This is a genomic window from Undibacterium sp. JH2W, assembly GCF_049340425.1.
Classification (GTDB): Bacteria; Pseudomonadota; Gammaproteobacteria; order Burkholderiales; family Burkholderiaceae_D; genus Undibacterium.
In genome coordinates this window covers 297,145-310,849 of record NZ_JBMPOT010000008.1, presented here as the reverse complement: position 1 = coordinate 310,849, position 13,705 = coordinate 297,145, and the positions used below count along the sequence as shown (strand labels likewise).

Below are 13,705 nucleotides of genomic sequence, written 5' to 3'. Positions count from 1 at the left end.
GAGCTTTATTCTTTCCAGCCATTCTTGATGATATTGAACAAGGCATACAAGGAGGCTTTGGGGTCATCCGCGCTTTTTGATCGATGGAAAGCATCCAGTATGAAATGGGCGATAGCCTCGGCTTCGACTTGTTCAAGCTGATGTTTTGTTTCTTGCTGTAATGTGACTGCCAATGATTTTTCATAGCGCGTCCAGATTTGTTTTGCGTAGACATATAAATCTGGCGTGTTGTAGATCAATTTCTTGAAGGCGGCCACATGCTTTTTCTTATCCACGTCGAAGACCGTATAGCTTGAAAAGTGTTCAAGCAGTGCATCCAGGATGGTCACGCCTTCTTTTCTGTCGGTGACGGCAGCGATCAATTTTTCTTCCCGCTCGTCTTCTTCGTCAAATACCAGGGTTTCTTTGCTAGGGAAATACTTGAATAGCGTAGGCACGGATACCTCTGCCAGTCGGGCAATTTCTGCTGTCGTGACCTGATCATAGCCTTTTTCCATGAATAGCCCAGTAGCCAGATCAGAAATCATCTTTCTGGTTTTCGCTTTCTTTAATTCCCTCAGTCCCATCAAAGACTCCACATAGTGTTCATGCCTTATTTTAACAGATTTGTTACTTGAATAAATAAATTAAGTGACTTTACTTTTTAACTTGGTTAAATTATGATGCGAATCAAGGAAATATTTGGTGATATCGAGTGATATTCATGTCAGTGATACACGTCAGTTTTTTTTAGCAGTAAAAAAATCCTGAGACTTCTGCAATATTTCCAATTTCAAAACGTCTATCCATTAAGCATGCATTTTTGGCAAAAAATAATGCGATAAAAGCAGGCAATGAGATGGATAACAAACCGGGACGACTGTAATGACACAAATCCACAAGCAAAGCGCAATACAAGACAAGCAGATTGCCATCATAGGCGCGGGGCCAGGCGGTTTGACTTTGGCTCGCCTGCTGCAAATGCATGGTGCGAAGGTGAAGGTATTTGAAAGGGACGCCAATCAATTTGCCAGAGTACAGGGCGCAACCCTGAATTTGAATGAAGGCTCGGGTTTGTCTGCCTTGCGAGCTGCAGGTTTGATGGAGGCATTTGAGCAGGCATATCGTCCTGGCGCCGACAAAATGCTGTTTGTGGATGCGCAGGCTGCGGTCATTATTGACGAGCTTGAGACCGAAAGCAGTGACCGGCCAGAGATAGATCGCGGCCCCTTGAGGGATATGCTGCTGGCTGCACTGGCAGAAGATACGGTGGTGTGGGATGCTCGTTTTTCATCCTTGCAAAGGACGGACGATTCAGTTGAAATCGTCTTTGAAAACGGCGACAAATTTACGGCTGATTTGCTCGTCGCTGCCGACGGTGCGAATTCAAAAGTGCGTCCCTACATCACATCACTCAAGCCTGAGTATTCTGGCGTGACTGTGCTTGAAGGTAGTGTCGCTGACATACAAAGCACTATTCCGGAATTATATGAATTGCTTGATGGTGGAAAAATCTGTGTACTCGACGATGAAAAGACTTTGTTCATTGTGTTAAAGGGCGATGGCAGTGTCGCTTTTTATACTGGTCACAAAGCAGATCAACATTGGTGTACACAATGTGGGATAGATTTTTCTGACCGCGAGCAGGTCTTGGCCTGGTTCAGGCAAGAGTTCAAGGGCTGGAGTGATATTTGGGCAGAATTATTCAGGCATGCCATGCTTCCTTTTATCCCGCGTCCGCAATTTTGTGTGCAGCTGGATCAAAGCTGGCCATCTTTGTCTAACCTGACCATGCTGGGCGACGCTGCCCATGTCATGCCGCCCTATGCGGGTGAGGGGGTGAACATGGCCATGCAAGATGCCCTGGTGCTGGCCAATCAATTACTGGATCCGGCGACAGACATGCGCACAGCAATTACTGCCTATGAAGCCGAGATGCGCGAACGGAATGCACAGACTGCAGCAGAGACACTGAAATTTACTGAGATCTTTCATTCCTATGAAGCGGTGCCGTTTTTCAGGGAATTCTTTTCCGGTAACCAGGATGTACTACTTCAAAAAGACAGCTATAGAGAAGCTGCCTAATCAACACGCGCTACATAATAATTTGAACTCAGGTAAACATAAAAAATCTGAGCTTCGATCCCAAAGAAAGAAAATATGAATCAAGCTACATCGACAGAAGCGCCAGTGCAATTCACTGGCTATCAAAAATTTGTCCTCGCCATACTGGCGTTTTTACAGTTCACCATCATCCTCGATTTCATGATCATGTCCCCGCTGGGTGCGATCCTGATGCCAGCTTTGAATATCACGCCTTCGCAGTTCGGTGTCGTGGTATCTGCCTATGCGTTTAGTGCGGGTATTGCGGGCTTTCTGGCAGCAGGTTTTGCTGACCGCTTTGACCGCAAAAAGCTGTTAATGTTTTTTTACTGCGGCTTCATCCTGGGTACTTTCCTGTGTGGTATTGCACCTAATTTCTACTTTCTGTTATTCGCCCGCATTGTCACTGGTTTGTTTGGTGGCGTGATTGGTTCTATCGTGATGGCGATTACAACAGACTTGTTCCCTTTCAGTATGCGTGGCAGGGTCATGGGCGTATTGCAAACGGCTTTTGCAGGCAGCCAGATTTTGGGGTTGCCTATCGGTCTCTTCCTTTCTGCTCACTGGGGATGGCATGCACCTTTCCTGATGATTGTCGCAATTGCAGCATTGGTTGGCGTTATCATCGTCATGAATTTGAAACCCATCGATGCGCATTTGCAACTGCATCCTGACCGCAGTCCTTTTCACCATTTGAAAACCACAATAGCTACACCAAGGTACTTGCTGGCTTTTGCTGCCACTGGTTTGTTGAGCATAGGCGGTTATATGCTGATGCCATTTGGTAGTGCTTTTGCTGTCAATAATCTGGGTGTCTCCATGCATGATTTGCCGACGATTTATCTGGTGACAGGCTTGGGTGCCATCGTGACTGGCCCTATGGTTGGCAAACTGAGTGACAAGTTTGGTAAGTACCGCGTGTTTTTATTCGGTGCTGCAATGACGATAGTGATGGCAGTTATCTATACCCGTCTTGGAGTCACGCCTTTGCCTATAGTAATCCTGGTCAATGTCTTGCTGTTTGTGGGTATTTTTTCCCGCATCATCCCTGCGCAGGCCATGATGTCAGCAGTGCCAACAGCGGATAGTCGCGGTTCTTTCATGGCGATTAACTCATCACTGCAACAGATTGCTGGCGGCGTAGGCTCAGTGGTTGCGGGCATGATAGTCAGCCAGCCTGCGGGCGGCGCTATCCTGCACTTTGACTTACTGGGCGATATTTTAGTTTGCACAGTCCTGATCACCGCAGTCATGATGTATTTCATACACCGTCTGGTTGCTGTGCCAGCGCTGGTCCGCACGGCTTAAAGCTCTGAGCTGACCGGGTTTTGTACACCTGGTTGAACATATGGCAATTTTCTGAGATCATGCCATGTCACTCAACCAGGATGTCCATGTATGCTGAATTGCAAAAACTGCGGTATTGAAAATAAGGATGAAGCAAAATTTTGTACATCCTGTGGTTCGACAATGGCACTGGGTGTGGATGCCAAACCTGTGCTCAGTGACCCGCTAGCATGTGCGAGCTGCCAGGCACCACTGGCAGCAGATGCCAAATTTTGCAAGAAATGCGGGATTGGCGTTGCTGCTCCCGTTTCTTCGTCTGCACCAGAAATAGCTGTGGCCGATAAATACGATGAAATCTTTAAAGACAGCACAAGGCCAGTGTCAATTGATCTGGTTTCACCAGACTCACATCAGATAACAGAAATATCCCTGGATGAGGTCAACACGTCATCACTTGCGTCGCTTGATCTTGGCGATGATCAAGTCTCGTCAGCACCGCCAGCCGCGTTGACGGCAGCAGTGGCATTGCCATCTTCCTCACCCCCTCCTTTAACTGTGCCGCCTGAGACGATTACTGCAAGTTTGCCAGATCAATCAGTGCCTGCTGTGAGCCCTGTTATAGAACAGAGCAAAGTACATAACCCCATACCTGCGGTTTCTGGTGACGTCATCAAATCCAGTATGCAGCCTTCTCATGTGATTGCTGCTGGAATAGCGGCGGTGCTGGTAATCGCTGCCTCGGCTGGTGGCTATTTTTGGTTTTCTTCAGGCAAGCCAAAAGATGAGCTGGCTTTGAATGAGAAAACCATTGCAGTGAATCAGCCTGTGGCAGCAGATATGCCTGTAACTGCATCTGCAAATACTGCAGTGATAAAAGACGTAGTGCCCGCATCTCTGCCAGAGACGTCAGTGATTCCAGCACCAGCAAGCGTGGCTGAGCCAGTTGCAGTAGCGCCTGCAGCGGCAATACCCCCGGTAGTGCCGGAGACCGTTGTGTCAAATGTACCGAACGTCAAAAAGAAAGCCAGAAAAAATGGCGATGATGATTTTGATGAAGAAGATGACTACGACAATGACATGTCTGCACAAGGGAAGCGGCAACGCGGCCTGCACGCACAAAACCAGGAGTTTGTGCGTGCAGCACCATTTGGTGGCGACATGGGAGCAATGGGCAGAGGGCAGGTAAGCGCCTTGCTGGCGCGCTCGGACAGTTTCATGGCCAGTGGCGATTATGACCGCGCCATTGCTACTGCGCAAAGTGCTTTGGCACTGGACCCGAATAATGCAGCGGCCAAGGCAAAGATAAAAAAAGCCAGGCGACTGCAAGGCGAGTAATTCATGATGCACCAGGTATTACATCTGGAGTTTACGAGCTGTTTCTATACAATTTTCAAATAAAGAGTTGCGCGCATGAGCTACGAATTTAATACTGAGAGCCAGGTATTTGAGTTTCCTAATCCTTATAAAGTAGAAAATCTGGCCAGCATCATTTCTGGTGGCTTGATGCTGCTTGCTGGCACCTGGGTGATGTTCGACGTACGCGGGCGTTTGGCGCATGGGCCAGACTTGTCGGTGTTTGGTGTCGTGGCCATTTCCATCATACTGCTGTTGTTGGGGATATTATTGCTGGCGCGCGCATTTACGCAGCTGCGCTATTTTTTTGGACGCAACCGCCCGGATAGCCTGGCACCTCTGCTTGCCAATGACAAGGATGGTGACTCGGTGGATGCGCGTCACTATAAGGAAACCCTGCGACAAAATGCAATTTTGCTCAAGGAGCCTACCGGGCCACTAAATGGTTTATTGTATTCATGGGTGCCGCGACTGATATTTGCCCCCTGGGTGATACAGAGTTCTGCACAGACCCAGTTTTATAATTTTCTTTCCCTGGCGGCGACACTGATCAGCTTTTTATTTTGCTGGCTGGTATTTGGGCAAAGCGCAGCAAATGCCTGGATAGGTCTGGTGTATGGGGCTTTTACTTTTTTCCAGATCATGCGCCCCATGGTGACGCAGACAAACACCACAACCGGACCCATCAAGGAAACCGCCAATATTGGCATCACTAGTCTCATCATCCTCATCGTACTGGCTGTTCTGGGGCCTGTAGTGCTGGGTTTGTTTGCATCGCATTTGCCGCAGATCGACAATTTATCCATTAATGGTGTGGTATTGATTACCTTGCTGTGCGCCTTGCTGGCTTGTGCCGTGTTTGGCCTGGCCTTGAAAAACCAGTTACAACCGATACCCCAAGTGATAGGTGCAGCCCGCGTGGTCGATACCGTCACCATGAACGCCCACCCGAATAAAATGTTGGAAGAGCTGGACAGGATCTTGATGGAGAAATGGTTTAGCCGTATCCCCAACCGCAAATATACGCGCCGCTCACCCATCATTGAAGGCCAGCAAGGGCAGTTCACAGCCGAGATTTTTGAAGAAAGCCAGCCTTGCCCGCAAGCTGGTCGGGTGGCTGAAGGACTTAAGCATGCCCTGGCAAGCAAGGAATTTTTCTGGCTGACCTGTTTGACGGCGCTGGCATTTGTTTTGGTTGTCAGTGGCACCCTGGTGGCCGTCATATTGACACGCGCCCTGTTGGCAGGAGAGGCGATCTGGACCAATATTGCCCTGACTTGCAGCTTGTTTGGCGTTGGTATGTATTGCTATCGCGCTGCTCATGTACTTTGGGGTCGCTTTGATTTTGTATCGAAACTGATGTGGGTTGATATACAGGGGAGTTTTGAAACCGCCAGTGTGCAAATGGGCAATCAGATTTCAGGCAATCTGCAAACCAATAAGAAAGTCATCAACATAGAATCCATGAGCTTGCGTGTCTGGGTATCTGAAATCGACACCGTCATTTTTGGACGCAATTCTCCACGTCAATTGACGGGCATGCGGGGTTTGCAAACAGATGCAGAGGAATTGGCGCAAAGCCTGAAAATTTTTGCAGAACAAAATTCCATGGTGGTGGCACCGACATCTGCAAAAGATATAGAGCGTGCAGAAAAAATCGGCATGATGAATAAAGTGCTTGCTGATCCTGTCGCAGCTTTGGCCAAGGACAACAAACAATTGTCGGACAATGCTACGAAAGAGCAAGCGCAACTCGCCACGGTCATGGAAAAGATCAAGTCGGCCCTGGCTTGCCGTGCCTGTGGTGTCGCTGTGGATGTGGATGCCAGTTTTTGTGGTGAATGTGGTACGCGCGTGGCGGCAGAGTAGATTTTTGCTGCGAGCTCGGGCCATGAGTTTGCAAAGCCTGGCTAGTCGTCTTTGTGTGCTAGCCATGACTGGCTTGTTTAGTTGATATTTTTTATGCCTGCAAAGCCAGGCATTCACTTCTCTTTAGTCCTTTTCCCATTCCTTACCAAGAGGAAGAGGGTATTTCCTCCCTTATTCCACGCATCTTGTGCTTCTGTCATAGCCAATAATTACACCTGTACATTTGCGTAATCAAAGCAGTGATTGCTTTGTGGAAATAACAGGAGTCGGCAATGGCCGAAGATAGCGATCTCGAAAGAACCGAACCGGCCTCGCCCAAGCGCCTTGAACAAGCGCGGGAAGAGGGCGATGTTCCACGTTCGCGCGAACTATCTACCTGCACCATCTTGCTGGCTGCAGGCGGCGCGTTATGGGGCATGGGTGACGGGCTGGTACGCCAGCTCAATCATGCCCTGGTTGCAGGCCTTTCGCTGGAACGGGCGATTATCTATGACAATGAGCTGTTGTTTTCAAAAATTAGCGCCAGTTTGTGGGAAGTCTTGGTGGCTTTTGCCCCTATCGCCGGGCTTTTGCTGGTGGTGGCGCTGGGCTCGCCTTTGCTGATCGGTGGCTGGCTGTTCAGCGCCAAAGCCCTGACGCCGAATTTTTCGCGCATGAACCCTATATCCGGCCTGGGTAACATGATTTCTACCCGTGCAGGTGTGGAATTGATCAAGGCCATTATTAAAACCATCCTGGTAGGTACGGTAGCCTGGATAGTCATCATGGGGCAAAAGAATGCGATTTTTGCCTTGCCGCTGGAGTCGCTGAAATCTGGCCCGGCTCACGTTGGTCACATGATGGGCGTATGTTTCCTGGCTATTGTCGGTTCGCTGGCTGTGATCGCGGCCATCGATGCACCTTATCAGATGTGGCAATACGCGGAAAAACTCAAGATGACGCATCAGGAAGTGGTGCAGGAATCCAAAGAGGCGAATGGTAATCCGCAAATCAAGGCAAAAATCCGTGCCCAGCAGCGCGAAATGGCACGTCGCCGCATGATGTCTGAAATCCCGACTGCCGATGTCGTCGTCACCAACCCGACCCACTTTGCTGTTGCCTTGAAATACACCGAAGGTGGCAATGGCGCACCTAAAGTGGTTGCCAAGGGTGCAGATGCTGTCGCTGCCAAGATACGTGAATTGGCGAAAGAACATAAAGTCCCCTTGCTCGAAGCCCCACCACTGGCGCGTGCGCTGTACAAGCATAGCGAGCTTGGTGATGAAATACCGGAAGCCCTGTACGCCGCCGTGGCAGAAGTACTTGCCTATGTCTATCAGCTGCGCAGCTATAGCAAGGCAGGCGGTAATAAACCTGTAGTGCCAAATGACTTACCTGTACCACCAGAACTTGATCCAAATAATCCTGCAGGAGTACAAGCATGAATAGCCTTACCTTACCTGCCTGGATGAATGGCCTCAACACTAGGGCACTGGCGGCTCCTTTCCTCATCATCCTGATGCTGGCGATGATGATATTGCCTTTGCCAGCATTTATTTTGGACGTTTTTTTTAGCTTCAATATCGCAATTGCAATTATCGTTTTGCTGACCAGCTTGTACACCATCAAGCCACTGGATTTCATGGTATTCCCAACCGTGCTGCTGGTCAGTACCATGTTGCGCCTGTCCTTGAACGTGGCCTCGACGCGCGTGGTCTTGACTGAAGGTCATACTGGCCCGGACGCTGCCGGTAAAGTGATTGAAGCCTTCGGTCACTTTTTGATAGGTGGTAATTACACCGTTGGTATCGTGGTCTTCGTGATCCTGACTATCATTAACTTTACTGTCGTCACCAAGGGTGCTGGCCGTATTGCCGAGGTGGGTGCACGTTTTGCCCTGGATGCGATGCCAGGCAAGCAAATGGCGATTGATGCCGATTTGAATGCAGGCCTGATTGCAGAGCAGGAAGCCCGCCGTCGCCGTACCGAAGTCGCGCAAGAAGCTGAATTCTATGGTGCCATGGATGGTGCCAGTAAATACGTGCGTGGTGATGCAGTGGCCGGCATCATGGTTACTGTCATCAATATTGTTGGCGGTTTGGTGGTGGGCATGGTCCAGCATGATCTGGATTTTGCTACAGCGCTGAAAAACTATACGCTGCTGGCGATTGGTGACGGCCTGGTTGCGCAAATTCCTTCCTTGATTATTTCTACCGCAGCCGGTGTCGTCGTTTCACGTGTCGCAAGTGATCAGGATATCAGCGGGCAGTTGATAGGACAGCTGTTTGCCAAGCCCCAGGTCATGCTGATCACCGGCGGTATCATCGGCGGCATGGGCTTGATACCTGGCATGCCACATATTGCTTTCATCTTGCTGGCAGCGGTGCTTTGTGGTGGTGGCTATATGCTGACCAGGCGCAATGAGGCTGCACCTGCTGCGGATGCCAAAGTGGAAACGGCCCCTACTGCAGCTCCTCAGGAAATGGAAGAGGCAACCTGGCAAGACATTTTGCCTGTCGATACCCTGGGCCTGGAAGTGGGTTATCGCCTGATCCCGCTGGTGGATAAAAACCAGGGTGGTGAACTCTTGCGACGCATTAAAGGGATACGTAAAAAGTTTGCCCAGGAAGTCGGTTTCCTCTCGCCTCCCGTGCATATCCGCGACAATCTGGAATTGAAACCCTCGGCTTATCGTATCACCCTGAAAGGGGTAGAGGTCGGTGCTGGAGAGGCCTTGAGTGGGCAGTATCTGGCGATCAACCCTGGCATGGTTACGGGCAATCTTCCTGGTGCTGTGACCAATGATCCTGCTTTTGGCTTGCCAGCGATATGGATAGAGGCGGCCATACGCGAGCAGGCACAAGCCATGGGCTATACCGTAGTGGATTCCGGTACTGTCATTGCTACCCATCTGAATCACCTTATCACCAGCCATGCAGCTGAATTGCTGGGCCGCCAGGAAGTGCAATTGCTGATGGATCACCTTGCCAAAGACATGCCAAAAATGGTGGAAGAGCTGGTGCCAAAATCCATGCCATTATCGACCTTACAAAAAGTCTTGCAGAATTTGCTGATTGAAGGTGTGCATATCCGCGATATGCGCACCATCATAGAAACCTTGTCTGAACAAGCCATGCATACTCAGGATGCCAATGAGTTGACAGCGCAAGTCAGGATAGCCCTGGGCCGTGCCATCGTCCAGCAAATCTACCCGACGGGCAATGAGATGACCGTCATGACATTGGACAGCCGCCTTGAGCGCTTATTGATGCAGGCGCTGCAAACCAGTGGCGCAGACGGTTCAGGCATAGAGCCTGGGCTGGCCGATACCTTGGCCAGCCAAACCCAGGCTGCCGCTGAACATCAGGAGCAGATGGGGCTGACACCAGTGTTGCTGGTGCCCGCACCACTACGCGCCTTGCTGTCGCGTTTCTTGCGCCGTAATCTGCCGCAGTTAAAAGTCTTGTCACACGCAGAAGTACCCGAAACAAAAACAATTAGAGTCACCAGTCTGGTCGGAGGTCAATCATGAACGTCAGAAAATTTACCGCGAATACTTCTCGCGAAGCTTTGCGCATGTTGCGCGATGCTTTGGGGGCAGATGCCGTGATCCTGTCGAATCGCAATGTGGGCGGCAAGGTGGAGATTCTGGCGATGGCTGATGAAGCCATCAGTGCCATCGCGCCAGATAGTGGTGAGCAAGCGCCAGTGCCTGAAGTACCGCGCTTTGCGCCACGTTTTCAAACCGAACAGACCAACCCTTTGCACAGGCCAGTGGAAAGAGCGCTGGAACGTGCTATCGACATGCCTGCCTTCAAATCACAAAAAAGCACCAGCGCTTTTGCCAGTGAGATCGAAGCACCAGTCAGCGCCAATGAACTCAATGATGTGATGTCTGAAATTCGCTCCATGCGTAGCATGCTGGAATCACAACTGGCAGAAATTTCCTGGACGCAGACACAGAAACGTCATCCGCAAAAAGCAGAAATCCTGCGCGAATTGCTGGCCACTGGCTTTAGCGCCAGCCTGTCTCGTTATCTGGTAGAAAAACTACCAGAAGCGGGTAAGCTTGAAGATGGCCTGGAGTGGATCAAGAATGTCCTGGTACGCAATCTGTCCACCATCAATAATGAAAATGAAATGCTGGAAAAGGGAGGGGTGTATGCCCTGGTTGGCCCTACCGGCGTTGGCAAGACCACCACCACGGCTAAACTGGCTGCGCGGTGCGTGATGCGTCATGGTCCATCCAAGCTGGCACTGATTACGACTGATGGTTATCGTATCGGTGGTTTTGAACAGTTGCGCATCTACGGCAAAATCCTTGGCGTGATGGTGCATGCAGTCAAGGATGAGGCAGACTTGCGTATTGCCTTGTCCGAGCTCAAAAACAAACATACGGTATTGATCGATACTGTCGGTGTCAGCCAGCGCGATAAAATGGTCACCGAGCAGGTGGCGATGTTGTCTGGAACAGACACTCCGGTAAAGCGTTTGTTATGCCTGAATGCGACATCGACGGGCGAAACTTTGAGTGAAGTGGTGCGTGCATATCAGGGTAATGGATTGGCTGGTTGTATTTTTACTAAGCTTGACGAAGCAGCGACCATAGGTGGTGCACTTGATATTGCGATACGCCAAAAGCTCATGGTGTATTACGTCGCCAGTGGTCAGCGTGTGCCTGAAGATCTGCATATCGCTAACAAATTGTATTTGATAGACCGTGCCTTCAAACTCAAGCGTGAGACGGCGGCTTTCCGTTATCTGGACGAAGAATTGCCTCTGTTGATGGCGGGTGCTGCATCGGTAGCCAAGGCTGCTGGACGTTTTGGTCAGGAGGTGTCCCTTGTCTAGTTTTGATCAGGCAGAAGGTTTGCGCCGCATGCTGGCGGGACCAAAACCAAGAGTGTTTACTTTTTTATCTGCTTTGAGAGAGGATGAAAAAAGTGGCATGCTGGTCAATCTCGGGGTGTCGCTGGCACGCCAGGGTAGCCAGGTCTTGATGGTTGATGCGCGTGCTTCGGAGAACAGTGTAGGGGCATGGTTGAATGCCAGGCATGATCAGACCTTATTGGATGTAGCGAGACAACAGCGTACAATGAAGGAAGCGGTCAAATTGGTAGCTTCCGGCTTGTCTGTGACGATGTTGGCCAGGCACGCCTGGTTACCGACAGAAAGTGCACGCCAGTTATCCAGAGTCTTTGACACCGTGGCCAATAGTGCAGACTTGGTTATTGTTGATAGTGATATCAATCGTGACGATACTTTTCCATTGGCCACACTGGATGACAGTGAACTGGTAATACAGGTGTCGGCTGATCCTGACATGATCAAGGCGGCATATGGATTGATCAAGCGGGTGAGCAACCGGGTAGGCAGGCGTGGTTATGGTATCTTGGTCTCTGGAGCATCGGAAAAAGAGGCGAGATTGATTTATACAAATATGGCGCAGGCAGCCAGCCGGTATCTGGCAGTGCCATTGCATTATGTTGGTAATGTGCCAGAAGACGAATATGTAAGAAAGGCGGCGCATTTGGGGCGTTCTGTAATTGATGCTTTCCCCAAGGCGCTTGCTTCATTGGCATTTTCACGGCTGGCCGAGCAATTGGCAAAGACTGCGCGTTCCACATTATGTGTAGAAGGAGTACCTGAGCTGGGTGTCGGTCTTGGAATTTAATTAAAAATGTACACCGCTAGCGGAAAATCAGATAAAAACTTCCTTTTGAGGGAGCATGCGCCCCTGGTCAAGCGTCTGGCTTACCAGTTGAAGGCGCGCCTGCCTCCCAGCGTGGAGGTCGATGATCTTGTGCAGGCCGGTATGATAGGCCTGCTGGACGCCGTTAACCGTTATGAAGATACCCACGGCGCGCAATTTGAAACCTATGCAGTACAACGCATACGGGGTGCCATGCTGGATGAATTGCGCAGTAGTGACTGGTTGCCACGTGGCGTGCGTCAAAATATGCGCAAGATAGAAAATGCCATGAATGTATTGCAGCAGAAGCTGGGGCGGCCACCTTTGGAAACCGAGGTCGCCAAGTCACTCAAGCTGAGCCTGGAAGAATACCAGGACTTGCTGACAGATAGTGGCGGGCATCAACTTGTGTATTACGAAGACTTTCATGACTCAGATACCAGGGAGCATTTTCTCGACCACTATTGTTCAGACTTGTCTGGTGATCCTTTGCAAGATCTGCTCAATGATGATTTTCGTGACGCAGTCATAGGTGCGATAGACAGCTTGCCAGAACGAGAGAAGTTGCTCATGGGTTTGTATTATGAACAAGAATTGAATCTCAAAGAAATCGGTGCCGTGATGGGCGTGTCGGAATCACGGATATCCCAATTACATAGTCAGGCAGTCGCCAGGCTCAGGGCTTACTTAAGGGAGAAAGCGTGGACTGGGCTAGCATAGTCGGATTGATACTGGTGGTAGTTGGCATTCTGTCCGGTCAATTGATTGAGGGAGGGCGCTTGTCATCACTGGTGCAGCCAGCAGCATTTGTGATTGTCTTTGTTGGCACTCTGGGAGCAGTATTGCTGCAAAGTCGCCTCAATACGTTCAGGCGTGGTGTGCGCATGCTGCGCTGGGTAGTCTCGGAACCACCAGACAGCAGCAAAAAGAATGTTGAGGATGCCCTGGTCTGGAGTGTAGTGGCACGGCGTGAGGGCTTCCTGAGCCTGGAGCGTTATATGAATGCTTCCCCCGATCCTTTCATAGGCAAGGGCTTGCGTCTGGTCATCGATGGTATAGACCCTATACGTTTGAAAGACATACTCGATGTCGATATTTCCCTTTATGAAATGGAACAGCGCCAGGCTGCCAAGATCTGGGAAGCAGCGGGGGGATATTCCCCTACCATAGGGATACTTGGTGCCGTCCTGGGCTTGATACATGTGATGGAAAATCTCAGCGACCCTTCCAAGCTAGGTGGTGGCATTGCGGTGGCCTTTGTTGCCACTATCTATGGTGTGGGCATGGCGAACTTATTGTTTTTACCAGTCAGCAATAAACTCAAGGAAATCATAGGCCGTGAAGTGACACGCCGTGAAATGCTGTCCGATATCTTTTATAGCATTGCTCTCGGTGATAGCCCGCGCGTGGTAGAAGAAAGACTGACCAATCACCGAAATTGAA

At 50.2% G+C, this 13,705-nt stretch carries 11 protein-coding genes; 10 read left to right on the top strand and 1 reads right to left on the bottom strand.

Annotated elements, in window-relative coordinates; all coding sequences use genetic code 11:
• Window positions 1–5 precede the first annotated feature (5 nt).
• The gene (locus tag ACO0LC_RS14375; RefSeq protein WP_423004176.1) at window positions 6–566 is read right to left on the bottom strand and encodes a TetR/AcrR family transcriptional regulator; all 561 of its coding nucleotides are present in this window, start codon (window positions 564–566) and stop codon (window positions 6–8) included.
• 298 nt (window positions 567–864) lie between these two features.
• On the opposite strand from ACO0LC_RS14375, the gene ACO0LC_RS14370 reads away from it, so the two are divergent.
• The 10 genes from ACO0LC_RS14370 to ACO0LC_RS14325 all read left to right on the top strand — a co-directional run bounded on the left by ACO0LC_RS14370 (window position 865) and on the right by ACO0LC_RS14325 (window position 13,704).
• Complete coding sequence (locus ACO0LC_RS14370) at window positions 865–2,064, top strand: FAD-dependent oxidoreductase (RefSeq protein WP_423004174.1); 1,200 nt, start codon at window positions 865–867, stop codon at window positions 2,062–2,064.
• Window positions 2,065–2,139: 75 nt separating this feature from the next.
• Window positions 2,140–3,390 carry an MFS transporter gene (locus ACO0LC_RS14365; RefSeq protein WP_423004172.1) on the top strand — a complete coding sequence of 417 codons (1,251 nt, stop codon included), beginning with the start codon at window positions 2,140–2,142 and terminating at the stop codon, window positions 3,388–3,390.
• A gap of 90 nt (window positions 3,391–3,480) precedes the next feature.
• Entirely contained in the window at window positions 3,481–4,704 is a 1,224-nt protein-coding gene (locus tag ACO0LC_RS14360; RefSeq protein ID WP_423004170.1) for a double zinc ribbon domain-containing protein, read from the top strand.
• Window positions 4,705–4,779: 75 nt separating this feature from the next.
• Window positions 4,780–6,591, top strand: coding sequence for a hypothetical protein (locus tag ACO0LC_RS14355; protein ID WP_423004168.1), 1,812 nt, complete (start codon window positions 4,780–4,782; stop codon window positions 6,589–6,591).
• Window positions 6,592–6,863: 272 nt separating this feature from the next.
• Window positions 6,864–8,015, top strand: coding sequence for a flagellar biosynthesis protein FlhB (gene flhB / locus ACO0LC_RS14350; protein ID WP_423004166.1), 1,152 nt, complete (start codon window positions 6,864–6,866; stop codon window positions 8,013–8,015).
• Window positions 8,012–10,102 carry a flagellar biosynthesis protein FlhA gene (flhA, locus tag ACO0LC_RS14345; protein ID WP_423004164.1) on the top strand — a complete coding sequence of 697 codons (2,091 nt, stop codon included), beginning with the start codon at window positions 8,012–8,014 and terminating at the stop codon, window positions 10,100–10,102. Before flhB ends, flhA begins: the two co-directional genes overlap by 4 nt.
• Window positions 10,099–11,421, top strand: coding sequence for a flagellar biosynthesis protein FlhF (gene flhF, locus ACO0LC_RS14340; RefSeq protein WP_423004162.1), 1,323 nt, complete (start codon window positions 10,099–10,101; stop codon window positions 11,419–11,421). The genes flhA and flhF overlap by 4 nt, the downstream gene beginning before the upstream one ends.
• Window positions 11,414–12,244, top strand: coding sequence for a MinD/ParA family ATP-binding protein (locus tag ACO0LC_RS14335; protein ID WP_423004160.1), 831 nt, complete (start codon window positions 11,414–11,416; stop codon window positions 12,242–12,244). The genes flhF and ACO0LC_RS14335 overlap by 8 nt, the downstream gene beginning before the upstream one ends.
• A gap of 6 nt (window positions 12,245–12,250) precedes the next feature.
• A complete protein-coding gene (locus ACO0LC_RS14330) occupies window positions 12,251–12,982 on the top strand; it encodes an RNA polymerase sigma factor FliA (RefSeq protein WP_423004158.1) in 732 nt (243 codons plus the stop codon).
• Window positions 12,964–13,704 (top strand): flagellar motor protein, encoded by a 741-nt coding sequence (locus ACO0LC_RS14325; protein WP_423004156.1) that lies wholly within the window; start codon window positions 12,964–12,966, stop codon window positions 13,702–13,704. Before ACO0LC_RS14330 ends, ACO0LC_RS14325 begins: the two co-directional genes overlap by 19 nt.
• Window position 13,705 lies beyond the last annotated feature (1 nt).